The organism is Acinetobacter sp. YH12136, assembly GCF_013418545.1.
GTDB classification, from domain to species: Bacteria; Pseudomonadota; Gammaproteobacteria; order Pseudomonadales; family Moraxellaceae; genus Acinetobacter; species Acinetobacter towneri.
Genome location: NZ_VPBV01000008.1, coordinates 1 through 18957 on the forward strand (window position 1 = coordinate 1; position 18957 = coordinate 18957).

Below are 18957 nucleotides of genomic sequence, written 5' to 3' on the forward strand. Positions count from 1 at the left end.
GTAGATGGAGATAGCCACAATTTCTGATAAAGATAGCGTTGCTTGTCTGATACGTTGACGTTTGTTTTCTTGCTTGAGAAATTGCCAATAGATGGGTTCAAATTTTTTGAAAAAATCATCAACAATACAAAAAATTTCTGTAAAATCGTACATGGTAGTTAGAGCCTTTGGGTTGTGTCGTAACTTTCTAAATGGCTCTAACTACCTTTTTTTCAAGGGCTTTTCTTATCCGTAATTCGGGTTAGTTAAAATCATATGAATCTGCTTAAAAAACTACAAAGTATTCCACTTATTTCTAAATATTTTTTAAATCGTTATGCACCCTATCGCGGTGCAGGTATTGAAATTGATCAAATCGATTTAGCCAACCACCATGTCCGTGTCAAAATGCCACTCACCCGCAAAAATCAAAATATTGTCGGCGTACATTTTGGCGGCAGCCTCTATTCCATGGTCGATCCATTTTATATGCTCATTCTGATGCATCACTTGGGTTCAACATATATTGTTTGGGATAAAGCGGCAACGATTCATTTCCTCGCCCCAGGACGCAGTACGGTGTATGCCGATATTCGCCTGAGTGCCGCTGAAGTCGAGGAAATCAAACAGATCGCAGAAGACTATGCGCCTCTGACACGTCAATATACGCTCAATATTGTCGATGAATCAGGTGTACGAATTGCAGAAGTGCATAAAACGTTATATATCCGACGTAAAAAGCCCAAAGCCGTAGCAACGTAATTTTTAGCTCACATAAAAACGCAGAATCTAATGATTCTGCGTTGTTGGTAATATTATTTTAATCAAAAGACAAAAAGATCAATGTCACCGACAAACTTCTCTACTCTTTTTGAGCAGGTATGAATTAATTAACGTATTACTGTTGATACATCAGTGGATCATAAAAATTATGAACATTGATAGTATTTAAAATTAAAGGATCATTAAAATGAAAAAAAATCTTGTGCCAATCTTTTCCCTACTTTGTTTCTATTCATCGACATCCCTCCATGCTTTGGTGCCGAATACATTTACCAAAGTCCAGACTTTGAAAAATGTGGCTTATGGATCTCATCCTCAACAAGTGATGGATGTCTATTTCCCTGCCAAAGTACTCACAGATCAAACACCAGCCCCGCTCATGATGATGGTCCATGGCGGTGCTTGGAAAATGGGTGATAAAAATCATGCTGCTGTGGTCAAAAATAAGCTGAGTTACTGGACCAAACAAAACTGGATTTTTGTGTCTATCAACTATAGATTAGTTCCAGATGTGACCGTACAGCAGCAAACTCAGGATATCGCCCAAGCGCTTATTTATATCCAAAATCAGGCACCGCATTGGCATGCTGACTCAAAACGCTTGGTGCTGATGGGACATTCTGCGGGCGCACACCTGGTCAGTCTATTAACCGTTCGCCCCCATTGGCTGGCACCCCAGCCACAGCCTTGGCGTGCTACAGTTGCTTTAGATAGCGCGGCTTATGATATAGAAAAGATAATGCAAACACGTCATGCACGTTTTTATGATCAAGCCTTTGATGATCAACCTTCCAACTGGAAAGCCCTTTCTCCGATAGCTCAGCTACATCAAGCTTTACCTGCATTTCTCGCGGTGTGCTCAACCATCCGTGCAGATCAACCCTGTACTCAAGCTCGACAATTTATTCAACAAGCACAGAAATTCGGAACTCAAACCCAGTTATTGCCTGTCCGACTTTCACATGCTGAAATCAACAAGTCATTGGGACAAAATAATGCTTATACTCAAGCAGTCAATCAATTTATCCAAACGCATTAATTTTTCAGCTAGCGCATAAAAAACGCAGAATCATAAGACTCTGCGTTGGATGTACTGAAATATAAATACTTCAGTAGGATGGCATGGCTGTTCGTATTCAGATTAACGCTTTTGCTCGATGGCTGCACCAGCACCACCACCAACAGCACCACCGATTGCAGCGCCTGCATTACCACCTATCACTTCTTTACCTAAAATTGAACCAATCGCACCGCCAATTCCACTATAGGTTGCGTTACGGTTAGAACCATCTTGGGTTTTACTTCCAACTGCTGCACCTGCACCTGCGCCTGCTGCTGCACCAACACTACCACCTACGCTGTTACCCGCTGCGCCACCAACGGCACCGCCTAATGCTGCTGCACCAATACGTTGGTCATTTGAACTCATGCTCTCACAACCCGCCATTAACATGGTCGATACAGTTGCAACTGCCAATACGCTAAATACTTTTTTCATCGCGATGTCTCCCCGCTGTTGTTGATTTTAAGCGTAGTGCATCTTGCGGCATCAACTTTGAAAAATCTGTTACCAAGCACAGTAAGATATGAGTATTTCTGTAAAATGCTTAAGGCATCATAAAGGATTCTGTACCCTCTTCTTCAACTACCACCACATCACGTGTGGTTTTACCATCTTCAGTAAACACAGCATGAGAAACTGTTTCTTTGCTTTCAGGCGTTTTGACCCGATCCAGTTTTAATGTGCGATGAATTGGCGCCTGCCCCTGCTTATATTCCATGCCTTCTGCATCAATCGTTTTCACTTCAGAAATGACTTTACCATCCTGCTTTAGGGTTTTATTCAACTCAATTTTTGAGGTTGGTACAATCACCCCACCTTTTTGAATCACAGGAATACCCAATTGTTTCTCTGAAAACTGTGCTTGATCATCATCAAAAACAACTTCCTTTGCCACAATATCTTTACCCTGATTGCTCACTTCAAAAATCGTGGCTTCTACATGGCGTATAGGCTTTTCACCTGTCACTGTACGAATCACTTCAGTTTTTAGAATAGGCACAATGGCTTTGTCTTTCACCACAATGCTGTTTGGCATTGGTGCAGCCGAAACAGACACACTCAGTAGCATTGCCGATAAACACAGTGTCAGTCCTCTAAATTGCATAAGCTATCCCCTTAGTTTTCTTGATATTTTTAAATTGTTCTTAATTCACTATATGCAATATTGCGGCTTTATTAAAGCAAAATATGCAACTAAAACGTTGGCAAAAAAAAGACGCCTCGAAAGGCGTCTTTAAATGATGCTTTAAAACGAATTAGAGATCGTTAAATTCATCGCTAAATGCTTGGCTTAATGCTTGATCTACATCAGAGAAATCATTCACTAATGCCAATTCAGCAGCTTCAGCTTCTTGACGACGACGCTCTAAGTGGTAAGCAAGACCCGTACCTGCTGGGATCAAACGACCCACAACAACGTTCTCTTTCAAGCCACGTAAATCATCTTCTTTACCTGTTACAGCCGCTTCAGTTAACACACGTGTAGTTTCCTGGAACGATGCAGCAGAAATGAACGAGTCTGTTGAAAGCGATGCTTTGGTGATACCCATCAATTGACGTTCAAACTTCGCTGGGAACTTGTTTTGTGCAAGTACAGCTTGGTTTTCTTGTACCACGCGAATGTAATCCACTTGTTCGCCTTTGATGAAGCTCGTATCGCCACCATCGGTGATTTCAACTTTACGCAACATTTGACGCACGATGACTTCAATGTGCTTATCGTTAATTTTTACACCTTGTAAGCGGTAAACGTCTTGAACTTCGTTCACGATGTAGTTGGTTAATGCCACTTCACCTTTCAAGCGTAAGATGTCATGTGGGTTTTGTGGACCATCAGAAATGGTTTCACCACGGTTCACATGCTCACCTTCAAACACGTTGATGTTACGCCATTTTGGAATCAACTCTTCGTAAATCTCAGAGCCATCATCTGGTGTAATCACTAAACGGTTCTTACCTTTGGTTTCTTTACCAAAGCTCACGATACCTGACACTTCTGCAAGAATCGCATGCTCTTTTGGTTTACGTGCTTCAAATAAGTCTGCAACGCGTGGTAAACCACCGGTAATATCACGAGTACGTGAAGATTCTTGTGGTACACGACCAATAACGTCACCCACACCGATATTTTCGCCATCACGGACAGAAAGAATCGTGTTCTGTGGCAAGAAGTAGAACTGTTCGCCACCATCCACAGTGTCTAATACCACAGCAGGACGTAAGTCTTTACCTGACGCAGGACGTGAAGTCACTGGCAAGATTTCAACTGTGGTCATACCTGTTGCATCATCAGTTTTCGAGGTTGCAGTCACGCCATCAGCAATTTGGCTGAAACGGATTTTACCCGCAACTTCGGTCACAAGTGGATGCGTGTGTGGATCCCAAGTCGCCACAATACCGCCAGCTTCTACCGCTTCGCCATCTTTGAGCAAGATTGACGCACCGTATGGCAGTTTATAACGCTCACGCTCACGACCTAACTCATCGGCAATACCAATTTCACCTGAACGTGAAACAGATACCAAGTGACCTTTAGCGTGTTGTACAGTTTTCACGTTATGGAAACGTACTGAACCTTTGTTACGCACTTGTACGCTATTGGCTGCAGAAGTTCGGCTTGCCGCACCACCCACGTGGAATGTACGCATGGTTAACTGTGTACCTGGCTCACCAATCGATTGAGCAGCCATTACACCCACAGATTCACCTGGATTCACCAAGTGACCACGTGCTAGGTCACGACCATAACACTTCGCACATACACCAAAGGTCGATTCACAAGATACCACTGAACGTACTTTTACTTCATCGACACCTTGCTCTTCTAAGAAGTTAGCAAGTTTTTCATCAATGAGTGTGTTACGTGGCAGAATAACTTCGTCTGAACCCGCTTTCTTCACATCTTCTGCAGTTACACGACCTAATACACGCGTACCAAGGTTTTCAATGACATCACCACCTTGAATGAATGGTGTCATCACTAAACCGCCATAAGTACCGCAATCTGGCTCAGTAATTACCAAGTCTTGTGCAACGTCAACCAAACGACGTGTCAAGTAACCTGAGTTCGCTGTTTTCAATGCGGTATCGGCCAAACCTTTACGCGCACCGTGAGTTGAAATGAAGTACTGAAGTACCGTCAAACCTTCACGGAAGTTCGCTTTAATTGGCGTTTCAATGATCGAACCATCTGGTTTCGCCATCAAACCACGCATACCCGCCAACTGACGAATCTGTGCCGCACTACCACGCGCACCTGAATCCGACATCATGTAGATCGAGTTGAATGATTTTTGCTTCTCGTCTTCACCCTGTTTGTTTTTCACAGTTGTGAATGACAAGTTGTCCATCATCGCTTTAGCAACTTGGTCGTTGGTACGTGCCCAAATATCGACCACTTTGTTATAACGCTCACCCGCAGTTACGAAGCCTTGCTCGAACTGTTGTTCAATTTCACGAACTTCAGTTTCTGCTTTTTCAATAATTGCTTGTTTTTGTGGTGGAATAACCATGTCTTCCATACCCACAGAAACACCTGAACGTGTCGCTTGACGGAAGCCCAAGTACATCAATTGGTCTGCAAAAATAACCGTGTCTTTTAGACCTAATTTACGGTAGCAAGAGTTGATTAACTTTGAGATGTTCTTTTTGTTCATCTCTAGGTTAATTTGCTCGAAACTTAAACCTTCAGGGACGACTTCCCAAAGTAAGCAGCGACCTGGTGTCGTATCTACAACAATAGTTTGTTGCTCACGCTCACCATTTTCATTGATTACGGTTTGGTGTACACGTGCTTTTACGCGAGCGTGTAAGTCAACTTGACCTGTTGCCAATGCACGGTTTACTTCGTGCGTATCTGCAAACACCATGCCTTCACCTTTGGCATTGATTGCATCACGCGTGATGTAATACAAGCCCAAGACAACGTCCTGAGATGGTACGATGATTGGCTCACCGTTCGCAGGAGACAAGATGTTGTTGGTCGACATCATTAACGCACGCGCTTCTAATTGCGCTTCAAGTGTTAATGGTACGTGTACCGCCATTTGGTCACCGTCGAAGTCAGCGTTGAACGCAGCACAAACGAGTGGGTGTAAACGGATGGCTTTACCTTCAATCAGGATCGGTTCAAATGCTTGAAGACCTAAACGGTGAAGTGTAGGCGCACGGTTCAACATCACTGGGTGTTGACGAATTACAGATGCAAGTACATCCCAAACTTCTGGGGTTTCGCGCTCAACCATTTTCTTCGCAGCTTTAATGGTGGTTGCTTGACCTGAAGCTTGTAATTTTGCAAAGATGAATGGCTTGAACAGTTCAAGTGCCATTTTCTTCGGAAGACCACACTGGTGTAAACGTAGGTTTGGACCAACGGTAATCACCGAACGACCTGAATAGTCAACACGCTTACCAAGTAAGTTTTGACGGAAACGACCTTGCTTACCTTTGATCATATCTGCCAAAGATTTAAGCGGACGCTTGTTTGAACCTGTGATTGCACGACCACGACGACCGTTATCTAACAAGGCATCAACAGACTCTTGTAGCATACGTTTTTCGTTACGTACGATGATGTCTGGCGCTGCAAGGTCAAGAAGACGCTTCAAACGGTTGTTACGGTTAATCACACGACGGTAAAGGTCGTTCAAGTCAGAAGTCGCGAAACGACCACCTTCAAGTGGTACAAGCGGACGAAGGTCTGGTGGAAGTACAGGCAGTACATTCATCACCATCCATTCTGGCTTGTTGTTCGACTCTTTGAACGCTTCCATCAACTTCAAACGCTTAGATGCTTTTTTCAGCTTAGTTTCTGAAGTTGTTTGTGGAATTTCTTCACGTAAACGCGCAATTTCAGCTTCAAGATCGATGTCTTTCAACAAATCTTGAACCGCTTCAGCACCCATTTTCGCTGTGAATTCATCACCATGCTCTTCTAAAGCATTGAAGTATTCTTCGTCATTGAGAAGTTGGTATTTCTCAAATGGTGTCATACCTGGGTCAGTCACCACATAAGATTCAAAATACAATACACGTTCGATATCACGTAAAGTCATGTCTAACAATAGACCAATACGGCTCGGAAGTGATTTTAAGAACCAAATGTGTGCAACTGGAGAAGCTAGTTCGATGTGACCCATACGCTCACGACGAACTTTTGCAGTCGTTACTTCTACGCCACATTTTTCACAAATGACGCCTTTGTATTTCATACGCTTGTATTTACCACACAAGCATTCGTAATCTTTTACTGGACCAAAAATTTTGGCACAGAATAAACCATCACGTTCTGGTTTGAACGTACGATAGTTAATGGTTTCTGGCTTTTTAACTTCACCGTGAGACCATGACTTAATCATTTCTGGTGACGCAAGACCAATACGGATGCGATCAAACTCTACTGGAGCATGACCGTCTGAATCCGTCTTTTTGCGCATGATATCGAGCAAGTCTTTCAATTTTTTTCTCCGTGTGCTGGGCGCTTGGTTTTCACAGCCCAACTGGGTCACAAATATTGTTTTTTAACTGAGTTTTAATCCCCCTTAATCCCCCTTTTTCAAAGGGGGAAAAGTCCCTCTTTTATAAAGAGGGATTTAGGGAGATTTAATGGAGATGCTTAGTCACCATTTTTCAGTTCAATGTTGATACCTAAAGAACGGATCTCTTTGGTCAATACGTTAAACGATTCAGGCATACCTGGGTCCATATAATGGTTACCATCTACAATGTTCTTATAGATACGGGTACGACCTTCAACGTCATCCGACTTCACAGTGAGCATTTCTTGCAGCGTATAAGCAGCACCGTATGCTTCAAGTGCCCAGACTTCCATCTCACCGAAACGCTGACCACCGAATTGTGCCTTACCACCTAACGGCTGTTGCGTTACAAGTGAGTAAGAACCTGTAGAACGTGCGTGCATCTTGTCATCCACCAAGTGGTTAAGTTTGAGCATGTACATATAACCTACAGTCACAGGACGGTCGAATTTCTCGCCTGTACGTCCATCATACAATACGGTCTGACCAGAACGTGGTAATTCAGCAAGTTCAAGCAATTCTTTGATTTGACCTTCTTCAGCACCATCAAATACTGGAGTAGCCAATGGAACACCTGCACGCAAGTTACCAGCCAACACCAAGATTTCATCATCAGTTAAGCTGTCAAGATCTTCTTGCTCGCCACCCACTTTGTTATAAATCTTGTCTAGGAACGCACGTAGTTCAGCAATCTCACGTTGTTGTTTGAGCATCTTGTCAATTTGCTCACCCAAACCTTTGGCTGCCATACCCAAGTGTGTTTCAAGAATCTGACCCACGTTCATACGAGATGGTACACCTAGTGGGTTCAATACGATGTCAACAGGTACACCGTTAGCATCGTGCGGCATGTCTTCTACTGGCAAGATGTTAGATACAACACCTTTGTTACCGTGACGACCCGCCATCTTATCACCCGGTTGGATGCGACGTTTAACAGCCAAGTACACCTTAACAACTTTCAACACGCCTGTAGTGAGCTCATCGCCTGTAGAAAGTTTACGTTTCTTCTCAGCAAATTTCTCATCAATTTCAAAGCTCTTCTCTTTCAAAAAGGTTTGAATTTGCGTTAGGCGTTCAGCAATCGCTTCATCACTTGGTTGAATTTCAAGTAAATCCACTAAAGCCAAGCCTGACAACATATCTTCAGAAAGCTTGTCGCCACGTTTGGTTGTACCGCCACCGTTAGACTCTTGGCCTTTCAATAAACGGATGATACGTTCACGTGCAGCTTCTTCAAAGATTTTGTATTCTTCTTTCAAGTCTTTGCGATATGCATCTAACTGTGCTTTTTCAATTGCTTGCGCACGTTCGTCTTTTTCAAGACCATCGCGGGTAAACACTTGAACGTCAATCACTGTACCTTTAGTACCTGATGGCACGCGAAGCGATGAATCTTTAACGTCAGCCGCTTTTTCACCAAAGATTGCACGAAGTAATTTTTCTTCAGGTGTTAATTGCGTTTCACCTTTAGGTGTTACTTTACCTACAAGGATATCGCCCGCAGTCACTTCAGCACCAATATAAACAATACCTGACTCGTCTAATTTAGACAGTGCAGCTTCGCCTACGTTTGGAATATCAGCTGTGATTTCTTCAGCACCCAATTTGGTATCACGTGCAACACATGACAATTCTTGAATGTGAATCGACGTTAGACGGTCTTCTTGAAGTACACGCTCAGAAAGCAAGATCGAGTCTTCGTAGTTATAACCATTCCAAGTCATGAACGCAACGCGCATGTTCTGACCAAGCGCAAGCTCACCGCCATCAGTCGATGGGCCGTCAGCCAATACATCACCACGACCAACCTTATCACCCATCTTCACCAAAACTTTTTGGTTAATACAAGTGTTCTGGTTCGAACGCGTGTATTTGATCAGGTTGTAGATATCCACACCTGCTTCACCTGCGATCATTTCTTCTTCGTTAACACGAATCACCACACGTGACGCATCAACATATTCAATACGACCACCACGTTTCGCGATCACACATACACCTGAGTCATGCGCTACGTTGGCTTCCATACCTGTACCAACAAGTGGCTTGTCGGCAATTAAAGTTGGAACCGCTTGACGTTGCATGTTCGAACCCATCAAGGCACGGTTGGCGTCATCGTGTTCAAGGAACGGAATCAGTGATGCTGCTACAGATACAACCTGTTGTGCAGATACGTCCATATGCGTCACTTTTTCAGGAGGCATACGAACGAATTCACCTTGGTGACGTACAGAAACGAACTCTTCAGACAGGTTGCCGTCTTTATCTACTGCAGAGTCGGCCTGTGCAATCACAGTACCTACTTCTTCAATTGCAGATAAATACTCAACGTCATCAGTTACACGACCATCAACCACTTTACGGTATGGCGTTTCCAAAAAGCCAAAATTGTTACATTTGGCATAAACTGAAAGCGAGTTGATCAAGCCAATGTTTGGACCTTCAGGCGTTTCAATTGGACACACACGACCATAGTGAGTTTGGTGTACGTCACGTACCTCAAAGCCTGCACGTTCACGTGTCAAACCACCTGGACCAAGCGCAGATACGCGACGCTTGTGGGTAATTTCAGACAACGGGTTGTTTTGGTCCATGAACTGAGACAATTGGCTTGAACCAAAGAATTCTTTGATTGCAGCAGCCACTGGCTTCGCATTGATTAAATCTTGCGGAGACAGGTTGTCTGTTTCAGCTTGTGACAAACGCTCTTTTACAGCACGCTCAACACGTACCAAACCAACACGGAATTGGTTTTCAGTCATCTCGCCCACTGAACGTACGCGACGGTTACCCAAGTGGTCGATATCGTCGACTTCACCTTTACCGTTACGGATTTCGATCAATGTTTTAAGTACATCGGTAATGTCTTCGTTAGACAAAATACCTTCAACTTCACGTGATTTCTGATCTGTACCCACTTCGTAAGGACGACCCAAACGACGGTTGAACTTCATACGACCTACTGGCGATAAATCATAACGCTCAGAAGAGAAGAACAAGTTATTGAACAGATTTTCAGCGGCTTCTTTCGTCGGTGGCTCACCTGGACGCATCACTTTGTAGATTTCTACCAAAGCATCTTCACGACCAACAGTTGTATCTGCACGTAAGGTGTCCGCAATGAACGAACCACGGTCGATGTCATTGGTGAATAGGATGTTAAATTGTTTAACACCACCTTCTGCAAGTTTCACCATGATTTCATGGCTTAACAAGGTGTTTGCAGCAATCACATCGCCATCTTTTAGCTGGATGTCTTCTGCAGTAATACGTTCGTACAAGTACTCATCAGGAACTGAAAGCTTCTCAAGACCAGCTGCTTCCATTTGACGTACGTGACGCGCATTAATGCGTTTACCTTGCTCAACAATCACTTTGCCGTCAGTATCAGTGATGTCAAATTGTGCCATTTCGCCACGTAAGCGTTCTGGGACAAGGTCAATTTGGTAGCTACCCATGTCTAAATAGACAGGTACTTTCTCAAAGAACAAGTCTAGGATTTGTTCATTGCTATAGCCCAATGCACGCAACACTACAGTCGCAAGCAATTTACGACGACGGTCAATACGCACATAAACGAGGTCTTTGGCATCGAATTCAAAGTCTAACCATGAGCCACGGTAAGGAATAATGCGTGCTGAATACAACACTTTACCGCTCGAGTGGGTCTTACCTTTATCATGGTCAAAGAACACGCCTGGTGAACGGTGTAATTGAGAAACAATTACACGCTCAGTACCGTTAATCACAAAGGTACCGTTATCCGTCATCAATGGCATTTCGCCCATGTAGACTTCTTGCTCACGCACATCTTTGATTGATTTCGTTTCACGATCTTTAATGATCAAACGAATTTTTACGCGCATTGGTGCCGCATAAGTTGAGCCGCGAAGAATACACTCACGTACATCAAACTCAGGCTTACCAAGACTATACTCAACAAATTCTAAAGCAGCATTGCCAGAATAACTTTCTATAGGAAAAACTGAACGAAATGCGGCTTGGAGACCGATATCTTCGCGGCTTTTTGGAGTTTTGCCATCTTGAAGGAAAGTACGGTACGAGTCGACTTGAATCGAAAGCAAGTACGGTGCATCCATTACTTGGGGCAATTTACCAAAATTCTTACGGATCCGTTTCTTTTCGGTATATGAGTATGCCATCTGGAGTCCTCGGAAAGTAAACTAAACCCGCCTGCAGAACGGGTTTAGAAGGAATTACGCAGGCCGATATGGCCACCACTCTTTACAAATGCTGCAATTTTTAGTGGTATTAAAACGCTTAACAATATTTTTAAATGTGGAAAAATATTGGTAAGCGTTTGATTTTATTGATTTATATTGTTTTCGATGGTTTTCCCATCATTCAAACAAAAATCGAGCCGATAATTGTAACGCAAAAAGGCTGATGACCCAAGAGCCATCAGCCATTTTTTGGAGTCGATTATAAAAAATCGACTCCCCTTAAGATTACTTAAGTGTAACTGTAGCACCAGCTTCTTCAAGTTTCTTCTTAAGCTCTTCACCTTCTTCTTTAGAAACAGCTTCTTTGATCACTGAAGGAGCGCCTTCAACGATGTCTTTAGCTTCTTTAAGACCAAGGCCAGTAGCTTCACGAACTGCTTTAATTACAGCAACTTTGTTCGCACCGAAAGAAGTCAACTCAACGTTGAATTCAGATTGCTCTTCTGCAGCAGCAGCGCCAGCGCCTGGAGCAGCAGCAACAGCAACAGCAGCAGCTGATACATTGAATTTCTCTTCGAAAGCAGAGATAAGTTCAACAAGTTCAAGAACAGTTTTTTCAGCAACTGCGTTTAAGATTTCTTCGTTAGTTAAAGCCATGAGAATAACTCCAAATGGAAATTGAATGGTGTGGAAATAAATTTAAGCTTATGCAGCTTCTGACTCGTTTTTCTCTTTGAGCGCAGTAATAAGGCGACCCAATTTCGAAATAGGAGCTTGAAGAACGTTTGCAAGCATAGTAAGCGCTTTTTCTTGGTTCGGAAGATTCGCAATTACGCTAACTTCAGCACCTTGATAAAGTTTGCCGTCAAATGCAGCAGCTTTAAGTTCAAATGCTTTATTCGTTTTAGCGAATTCTTCGAACAAGCGTGCAGCTGCACCCATGTCGTCTTCAGAAGTTGAGAAAGCTAAAATTGTTGGGCCAACAAGGTTGTCGTTCAAGATCGTGAATTGCGTATCTTGAAAAGCACGTTTAGCCAAAGTATTACGTACAACACGTGTAGTAACACCTAATTTACGCGCTTCAACACGTAGAGCCGTTAATTGCTCAACGCTCATACCTTGATAGTCAGCAACAACAGCAGAGAACGCTTTAGAAGCAACTTCGTTAACTTCTGCTACGATCTGTTTTTTGTCTTCGATAAGAAGAGCCATTGTAAAACCTCCTAACGGTGATTTATGTGCTTACGTGAAGCACACTCCCAATTCGTAAATTCATTGCTGAACTTACACGCGGAGGAGGAATAAATCACACCACCGCGTCTACCCAGGCTGGAAGATTAAGAAAGCAGCATAAAACTACTCTCGCCTGAGGTCTTTGACGCTGATAAATTCTCATTTACCAATTCAAAGTCCGCCTGAATGTCCCCCTCTCCTGCTAGGAGAGGGTTAGGGAGAGGTTTAACCCTCATCCCGACCTTCTCCCAGAGGGAGAAGGAGACTTTTCAGGACTTTAAAATTCTTTCTAAGTCAGACTTAGTTAGAAACGTTCTGTACATCAATAACAAGACCAGGACCCATAGTAGAGCTCAAAGTGATCTTTTTGATGTATACGCCTTTAGAAGTTGCAGGCTTTAACTTTTTCAAGTCAGCAACTAAGGTTTCAACGTTTGAACGAACTGCTTCAGCAGTAAAGCCAACTTGACCAATCGCAGCGTGGATAATACCCGCTTTGTCTACACGGTAACGCGCTTGACCTGCTTTTGCATTTTTAACTGCAGTCGCAACGTCAGGAGTTACAGTACCCACTTTAGGGTTTGGCATTAAGCCACGTGGACCAAGAATCGTACCCAACTTACCTACTACGCGCATTGCATCCGGAGCTGCAATCACAACGTCAAAGTCAAGGTTACCCGCTTGAATGCTTTCAGCTAAGTCGTCGAAACCAACTACGTCTGCGCCTTCAGCTTTAGCAGCTTCTGCAGCAGCACCTTGAGCGAAAACAGCTACACGTACAGTTTTACCAGTACCTGCAGGAAGTGTAGTCGCACCACGAACAACCTGATCAGATTTACGTGGGTCAACACCTAGGTTTACCGCAACATCCAAAGATTCTTTGAATTTAGCAGCAGGAAGGTTGTTTAGAACTTCAACTGCTTCTTCCAAAGTGTAAACTTTGTTTGCTTCTACAGCAGCAGCAATGGCTTTTTGACGTTTAGTTAACTTTGCCATATCTTATAGCTCCACATCCAAGCCCATAGAACGTGCAGAACCAGCAATGGTACGCACACGTGCTTCTAAATCAGCACCAGTTAAATCTGGTTCTTTAGTAGTCGCGATTTCTTCTAATTGAGCACGAGTCAACTTACCAACTTTGTTTTTGTTAGGTACAGCTGAACCCTTTTGAATGCCTGCAGCTTTCTTAAGAAGAATTGCAGCAGGAGGAGTTTTCATGATGAATGTGAACGACTTGTCGTTGTACACAGTGATCACTACAGGAATTGGCAAACCTGGTTCAACTTTTTGTGTAGCAGCATTGAATTCTTTACAGAATGCCATGATGTTAACACCACGTTGACCTAATGCAGGACCAATTGGTGGAGATGGATTCGCTTTACCAGCTGGAACTTGCAGCTTGATATAGCCGTCAATCTTCTTAGCCATTTCAAATTACCTCTGGGTACAAACGCCGCCAGGCTCCCCAATATTTTAAGTAACGATACCGTTACAACAACAATGCCCGATTCATAATAAATCGGGCGTTTTCCAACCACTCAAACTTAAACGGATTTTTCGACTTGACGAAATTCCAGCTCAACCTGAGTAGGTCGATTAAATACATTAATTGTCAACGTTAAACGTGACTTCTCGTATTGAACTTCTTCCACCACGCCTTTAAAGTCGGTGAATGGACCATCAATCACAAGTAATTCTTCGCCTGGTTCAAACATCGTCTTCGGACGAGGTGCTTCACCAGTATTGCGTACACGTGCAAGAATCGCGTCAGCTTCTTTTTGCGTAATTGGGGCAGGCTTTTCTGCTGTACCACCAATAAAACCTAAAACTTTTGGACACTCTTTAACAATGTGCCAAGTTTCATCGTTCATTTCCATTTCAACCAATACATAGCCTGGAAAGAACTTACGCTCTGACTTACGTTTCTTACCATCCTTCATTTCTACCACTTCTTCGGTAGGAACAAGGACTTCACCAAAGCTATCGGCAACAGCGCTACGCTGGATTCGATCATTAAGCGAACGCATCACTTGTTTTTCATAACCTGAGTAGGCATGAATAATGTACCAACGTTTCATAGCTCTTTTACCCGATAATTAACTTGATTGCCCAGCCTAACAAATAGTCAAAACACCACAATACAATTGAAGTGACTACCACAACAATCAATACATGCCATGACGTTGTTACAGTTTCCTGTTTAGTAGGCCAAGTGACTCGACGCAACTCAATACGTGAATCTTTAAGCAAACGAACAAAGCCTTTGCCTTGATGGGTGGCGTATAATAAACCTAAAGCCACAACGATACAAGCCAAAATTACCCCAACACGCACCCAAATATCATTGGCTGGTGCCCAATACGCAGGAAGATGCTGATTCACCATCATCGAAGCGATGAATAAAATCAAAGCGATACCCCACAACACGTAGTCTAATGGAGAACTCGATTGAACAACTTCAGCAGAATTATTTCTTTGAGGGATTGGCGCGTCGCTTAATGCGTCACGCGATTTATCATTCGACATTTTTGTACTCGTCGTAGAATTCGCGACTTATTATATGACTAGATTAGCCGACATCAAGCTTTTTTAAAAAAAGTGGCAGGCCAGGAGGGACTCGAACCCCCAACATTCGGTTTTGGAGACCGACGCTCTACCAATTGAACTACTGACCTACAAAACAGAACGAGAGCCAAAGCTCTCGACCTGTTTAACACATTCTATAATTATGCTGTTACTTTAGCAACAACACCCGCACCTACAGTACGACCACCTTCACGGATCGCAAAACGTAGACCTGGGTCCATTGCGATTGGGTGGATTAATTCTACTGACATTTCAACGTTGTCACCTGGCATTACCATTTCAACGCCTTCTTTCAACTGGATTGCACCAGTTACATCAGTTGTACGGAAATAGAATTGTGGACGGTAACCGTTAAGGAATGGAGTGTGACGACCACCCTCTTCTTTAGAAAGTACGTATACTTCCGCATCGAATTTAGTGTGTGGCTTGATTGTACCTGGCTTAGCAAGTACTTGACCACGTTGTACGTCTTCACGCTTAGTACCACGTAAAAGAACACCACAGTTCTCGCCCGCACGACCTTCGTCAAGAAGTTTACGGAACATTTCTACGCCAGTTACAGTTGTTTTAACTGTGTCTTTGATACCAACGATTTCAACTTCTTCGCCTACTTTCACGATACCAGTTTCTACACGGCCAGTTACTACTGTACCACGACCAGAAATAGAGAATACGTCTTCGATTGGCATTAAGAATGCTTGATCGATTGCACGTACTGGCTCTGGGATGTAAGTATCAAGCGCTTCAACAAGAGCAACTACAGCATCTTCGCCATATTGACCTGATTCACCGTTAAGTGCAGCAAGTGCTGAACCACGGATTACTGGAGTGTCGTCGCCTGGGAAGTCGTAAGTAGAAAGAAGTTCACGAACTTCCATTTCAACTAATTCGATTAACTCTTCGTCGTCTACGATATCGCATTTGTTTAAGAATACGATGATGTAAGGTACACCTACCTGACGAGAAAGAAGGATGTGTTCACGAGTTTGTGGCATTGGACCATCAGTCGCTGAACAAACAAGGATCGCACCATCCATCTGAGCAGCACCAGTGATCATGTTTTTAACATAGTCGGCGTGACCTGGGCAGTCTACGTGCGCGTAGTGACGAGTTGGAGAATCGTATTCTACGTGAGAAGTATTAATTGTAATACCACGTGCTTTTTCTTCTGGTGCAGAGTCGATAGCAGCGTAATCTTTCGCTTCACCACCAAACTTACGTGCACATACTGTAGCAATCGCAGCTGTTAAAGTTGTTTTACCATGGTCAACGTGACCGATTGTGCCCACGTTAACGTGTGGCTTATTACGTTCAAACTTAGCCTTAGCCATGTTCATCTTCCTCGTTTACGTCGAACACAATGCTGAGTAAAACTCTGCCCCGACATATCGCCTAAAAAACTAGACACCTAATACTTGAAAAGCAGACTAATAAGCCTGCTTTTTGAAAATCTTGTGCGAATAATCGCTAAACTGTATCTGGAGCTCTTATCGAGATTTGAACTCGAGACCTCTCCCTTACCAAGGGAGTGCTCTACCACTGAGCTATAAGAGCGACAAATCCTTCGATGGAGCGGGAGACGAGGATCGAACTCGCGACATGCAGCTTGGAAGGCTGCCGCTCTACCAACTGAGCTACTCCCGCATCTATGTTGGTAATTACCACTTCTATCGAAGTTAATGGTGGTGGGAGAAGGATTCGAACCTTCGAAGCTTACGCGGCAGAGTTACAGTCTGCTCCCTTTGACCGCTCGGGAATCCCACCATTTCACACTTACTCAGTGTTCGTTCTTTACTTCACGATTTAAACTCTCTAAGATGGTGCCGGCACACGGATTCGAACTGTGGACCTACTGATTACAAGTCAGTTGCTCTACCAACTGAGCTATGCCGGCGTTTCTTAGTGTTTCGTACGTTTCGTATCGGAACGGTGTGCAGTTTAGCAAAACTTGAAATTCGTGCAAGTGTTTTTTTCAAAAAAACCGTTAAAAACTCATAAAATCAATCCATTTGATGATAATTCAACCGCTTTGATCACTGCGCGAGCTTTTATTTGGGTTTCATTCCATTCAGATTCAGGATTTGAGTCAGCAACCAAGCCTGCACCTGCCTGCACATAGACCTTATTTTCACGAATTACACAGGTACGAATGGCAATCGACATATCCATTTCGCCATGCCAGCCTAAATAACCAACAGCACCACCGAAAACGCCACGTTTTACAGGCTCAACTTCGTCAATAATTTCCATAGCACGAATTTTTGGTGCGCCTGAAAGCGTGCCTGCGGGGAAGGTTGCCTGAAAAACATCCAAAGCATCTACATCATCACGCACTTCACCCTGCACATTGGAGACAATATGCATGACATGCGAATAACGTTCGATCACCATTTGATCGGTGACTTGCACTTTACCAATTTTGGCAATACGTCCAACATCATTACGACCTAAATCGATCAGCATTAAATGTTCAGCGATTTCTTTTTCATCTGACAGTAAGTCTTGTTCCAAAGCCAAGTCTTCTTCTTTGGTTTTGCCACGTGGACGTGTACCCGCTAAAGGGCGCACGGTTGCAATGCCATTTTCCAAACGCGATAAAATTTCAGGTGATGAACCGACTATATGAAACGGTTGGTCGTCAGCCAAGGTTTTGCCCTGCACCAAAAACAAATACGGCGATGGATTAAGGTGACGTAAGGCACGATAAACCTGTAAAGGTTCACCATCGAAATCTGAAACCATACGATGTCCAGGCACCACTTGCATAACATCGCCCGCACGGATGTATTCTTTGACGGTATCAATGGTCGCCAAGAATTTTTCTTTGCCTGTGAGTGATTCAAAATGTGGCGGTGTATGCTTTTGTGCTTTTAAGCTAATCGGCGTTGCTAAAATTTCTTCTAGTGCATCGAGCTGCTGTTGTGCCTTGTTATAGGCATCTGCCTGTGCTGCATCGGCATGCACAATTAAAAACAGGGTATCTTTTAAATTATCAAACACGATGACTGTTTTAGACAGCATCATCCAAATATCAGGCAAACCGACAGGGTCTGCTGTCGGCACATTTTTCAAACGTGGCTCAATATAACGAACCGCATCGTAACCAAAATACCCAACTAAGCCACCAGTAAAACTTGGCAATTCGGGTAAATCGGCCTGTGTAGGCACTTTAAACTGCGCTTGAAAATCGCGGATATATTGAAAAGGCTGTGCACAGTTTTGTTTTTCTACTGAACCATCTGCATGTTGAATGGTTAACTCGCCTGCATTGCAGGAAAAAACAGTAGATTCACCCAAACCAATAATAGAATAACGTGCCCAGTTTTCGCCCCCTTCTACAGATTCAAACAAATAGGCTTGTTGATGCTGTTTCAAACGTGCAAATACTGACAATGGCGTTTCGGTATCGGCCAGACGTTGGCGATATACAGGAATCAGGTTATAGCCCGCAGTTTTAAGTTGTTCAAATTGAGTCTGAGTGGTCATGTGAAGCTCCCTATTTCGATACACTAATTTTTTCGATAAGACGAAGTGAAGAATGATTTGCGTTTCTGACTAGTGTCGCCATCGAAATATGGGCATGACAGCC

14 protein-coding genes, 5 tRNA genes and 1 pseudogene are annotated in these 18957 nt (G+C 43.4%); 2 read left to right on the forward strand and 18 right to left on the reverse strand.

All coding sequences use genetic code 11. The features are described 5' to 3' along the window. A pseudogene (locus FTU71_RS05190) lies at window positions 1-153 on the reverse strand (IS982 family transposase); the annotation flags it as partial. Window positions 154-255: 102 nt separating this feature from the next. Here FTU71_RS05190 and FTU71_RS05195 point away from each other — a divergent pair. Both FTU71_RS05195 and FTU71_RS05200 read left to right on the forward strand, forming a co-directional pair. After that, a complete protein-coding gene (locus FTU71_RS05195; protein ID WP_096902327.1) occupies window positions 256-741 on the forward strand; it encodes a DUF4442 domain-containing protein in 486 nt (161 codons plus the stop codon). A 208-nt stretch (window positions 742-949) separates the two neighbouring features. Then, complete coding sequence (locus tag FTU71_RS05200; protein ID WP_180111580.1) at window positions 950-1801, forward strand: alpha/beta hydrolase; 852 nt, start codon at window positions 950-952, stop codon at window positions 1799-1801. Window positions 1802-1903: 102 nt separating this feature from the next. Here FTU71_RS05200 and FTU71_RS05205 read toward each other — a convergent pair whose 3' ends face one another. The 17 genes from FTU71_RS05205 to trpE all read right to left on the reverse strand — a co-directional run bounded on the left by FTU71_RS05205 (window position 1904) and on the right by trpE (window position 18854). Then, window positions 1904-2260 carry a DNA transfer protein p32 gene (locus FTU71_RS05205; protein ID WP_096902329.1) on the reverse strand — a complete coding sequence of 119 codons (357 nt, stop codon included), beginning with the start codon at window positions 2258-2260 and terminating at the stop codon, window positions 1904-1906. A 109-nt stretch (window positions 2261-2369) separates the two neighbouring features. After that, the gene (locus tag FTU71_RS05210) at window positions 2370-2930 is read right to left on the reverse strand and encodes a hypothetical protein (RefSeq protein WP_131260964.1); all 561 of its coding nucleotides are present in this window, start codon (window positions 2928-2930) and stop codon (window positions 2370-2372) included. A 151-nt stretch (window positions 2931-3081) separates the two neighbouring features. Further along, window positions 3082-7281 carry a DNA-directed RNA polymerase subunit beta' gene (gene rpoC, locus FTU71_RS05215; protein WP_096902331.1) on the reverse strand — a complete coding sequence of 1400 codons (4200 nt, stop codon included), beginning with the start codon at window positions 7279-7281 and terminating at the stop codon, window positions 3082-3084. 158 nt (window positions 7282-7439) lie between these two features. Next, on the reverse strand, window positions 7440-11528 hold the full coding sequence (rpoB, locus tag FTU71_RS05220; protein WP_180111582.1) for a DNA-directed RNA polymerase subunit beta: 4089 nt from the start codon (window positions 11526-11528) through the stop codon (window positions 7440-7442). Window positions 11529-11834: 306 nt separating this feature from the next. After that, window positions 11835-12206 (reverse strand): 50S ribosomal protein L7/L12, encoded by a 372-nt coding sequence (gene rplL / locus FTU71_RS05225; protein ID WP_004975779.1) that lies wholly within the window; start codon window positions 12204-12206, stop codon window positions 11835-11837. Window positions 12207-12254: 48 nt separating this feature from the next. Beyond that, entirely contained in the window at window positions 12255-12761 is a 507-nt protein-coding gene (gene rplJ / locus FTU71_RS05230) for a 50S ribosomal protein L10 (protein WP_096902333.1), read from the reverse strand. Between the two features lie 321 nt (window positions 12762-13082). Beyond that, window positions 13083-13778 carry a 50S ribosomal protein L1 gene (rplA, locus tag FTU71_RS05235; protein WP_004975774.1) on the reverse strand — a complete coding sequence of 232 codons (696 nt, stop codon included), beginning with the start codon at window positions 13776-13778 and terminating at the stop codon, window positions 13083-13085. A gap of 3 nt (window positions 13779-13781) precedes the next feature. Further along, complete coding sequence (gene rplK, locus FTU71_RS05240; protein WP_004975771.1) at window positions 13782-14210, reverse strand: 50S ribosomal protein L11; 429 nt, start codon at window positions 14208-14210, stop codon at window positions 13782-13784. A 116-nt stretch (window positions 14211-14326) separates the two neighbouring features. Further along, window positions 14327-14860: a transcription termination/antitermination protein NusG gene (gene nusG, locus FTU71_RS05245; protein ID WP_004975770.1), complete on the reverse strand. Its 534-nt coding sequence runs from the start codon at window positions 14858-14860 to the stop codon at window positions 14327-14329. Window positions 14861-14867: 7 nt separating this feature from the next. Beyond that, window positions 14868-15308 carry a preprotein translocase subunit SecE gene (gene secE, locus FTU71_RS05250; RefSeq protein ID WP_004975769.1) on the reverse strand — a complete coding sequence of 147 codons (441 nt, stop codon included), beginning with the start codon at window positions 15306-15308 and terminating at the stop codon, window positions 14868-14870. Window positions 15309-15381: 73 nt separating this feature from the next. Further along, window positions 15382-15457: transfer RNA gene (locus tag FTU71_RS05255), tRNA-Trp, on the reverse strand. A gap of 51 nt (window positions 15458-15508) precedes the next feature. After that, window positions 15509-16699 carry an elongation factor Tu gene (gene tuf / locus FTU71_RS05260; protein WP_004975768.1) on the reverse strand — a complete coding sequence of 397 codons (1191 nt, stop codon included), beginning with the start codon at window positions 16697-16699 and terminating at the stop codon, window positions 15509-15511. Window positions 16700-16847: 148 nt separating this feature from the next. After that, window positions 16848-16922, reverse strand: a tRNA-Thr gene (locus FTU71_RS05265). Window positions 16923-16936: 14 nt separating this feature from the next. Continuing rightward, window positions 16937-17012 (reverse strand) — tRNA-Gly (locus FTU71_RS05270). 36 nt (window positions 17013-17048) lie between these two features. Beyond that, a tRNA-Tyr gene (locus FTU71_RS05275) sits at window positions 17049-17132 on the reverse strand. Between the two features lie 54 nt (window positions 17133-17186). Then, a tRNA-Thr gene (locus tag FTU71_RS05280) sits at window positions 17187-17262 on the reverse strand. Window positions 17263-17360: 98 nt separating this feature from the next. Next, window positions 17361-18854: an anthranilate synthase component I gene (gene trpE, locus FTU71_RS05285; RefSeq protein WP_180111584.1), complete on the reverse strand. Its 1494-nt coding sequence runs from the start codon at window positions 18852-18854 to the stop codon at window positions 17361-17363. Window positions 18855-18957 lie beyond the last annotated feature (103 nt).

What these genes read in the sequence shown, in the direction of transcription:
- tuf (WP_004975768.1), bottom strand. Translation starts at nt 16,699, where the DNA reads ATGGCTAAGGCTAAGTTTGAACGTAATAAGCCACACGTTAACGTGGGC.
- secE (WP_004975769.1), bottom strand. Translation starts at nt 15,308, where the DNA reads ATGTCGAATGATAAATCGCGTGACGCATTAAGCGACGCGCCAATCCCT.
- FTU71_RS05195 (WP_096902327.1), top strand. Translation starts at nt 256, where the DNA reads ATGAATCTGCTTAAAAAACTACAAAGTATTCCACTTATTTCTAAATAT.
- trpE (WP_180111584.1), bottom strand. Translation starts at nt 18,854, where the DNA reads ATGACCACTCAGACTCAATTTGAACAACTTAAAACTGCGGGCTATAAC.
- FTU71_RS05210 (WP_131260964.1), bottom strand. Translation starts at nt 2,930, where the DNA reads ATGCAATTTAGAGGACTGACACTGTGTTTATCGGCAATGCTACTGAGT.
- nusG (WP_004975770.1), bottom strand. Translation starts at nt 14,860, where the DNA reads ATGAAACGTTGGTACATTATTCATGCCTACTCAGGTTATGAAAAACAA.
- rplL (WP_004975779.1), bottom strand. Translation starts at nt 12,206, where the DNA reads ATGGCTTTAACTAACGAAGAAATCTTAAACGCAGTTGCTGAAAAAACT.
- rpoB (WP_180111582.1), bottom strand. Translation starts at nt 11,528, where the DNA reads ATGGCATACTCATATACCGAAAAGAAACGGATCCGTAAGAATTTTGGT.
- FTU71_RS05200 (WP_180111580.1), top strand. Translation starts at nt 950, where the DNA reads ATGAAAAAAAATCTTGTGCCAATCTTTTCCCTACTTTGTTTCTATTCA.
- rplJ (WP_096902333.1), bottom strand. Translation starts at nt 12,761, where the DNA reads ATGGCTCTTCTTATCGAAGACAAAAAACAGATCGTAGCAGAAGTTAAC.
- rplA (WP_004975774.1), bottom strand. Translation starts at nt 13,778, where the DNA reads ATGGCAAAGTTAACTAAACGTCAAAAAGCCATTGCTGCTGCTGTAGAA.
- FTU71_RS05205 (WP_096902329.1), bottom strand. Translation starts at nt 2,260, where the DNA reads ATGAAAAAAGTATTTAGCGTATTGGCAGTTGCAACTGTATCGACCATG.
- rplK (WP_004975771.1), bottom strand. Translation starts at nt 14,210, where the DNA reads ATGGCTAAGAAGATTGACGGCTATATCAAGCTGCAAGTTCCAGCTGGT.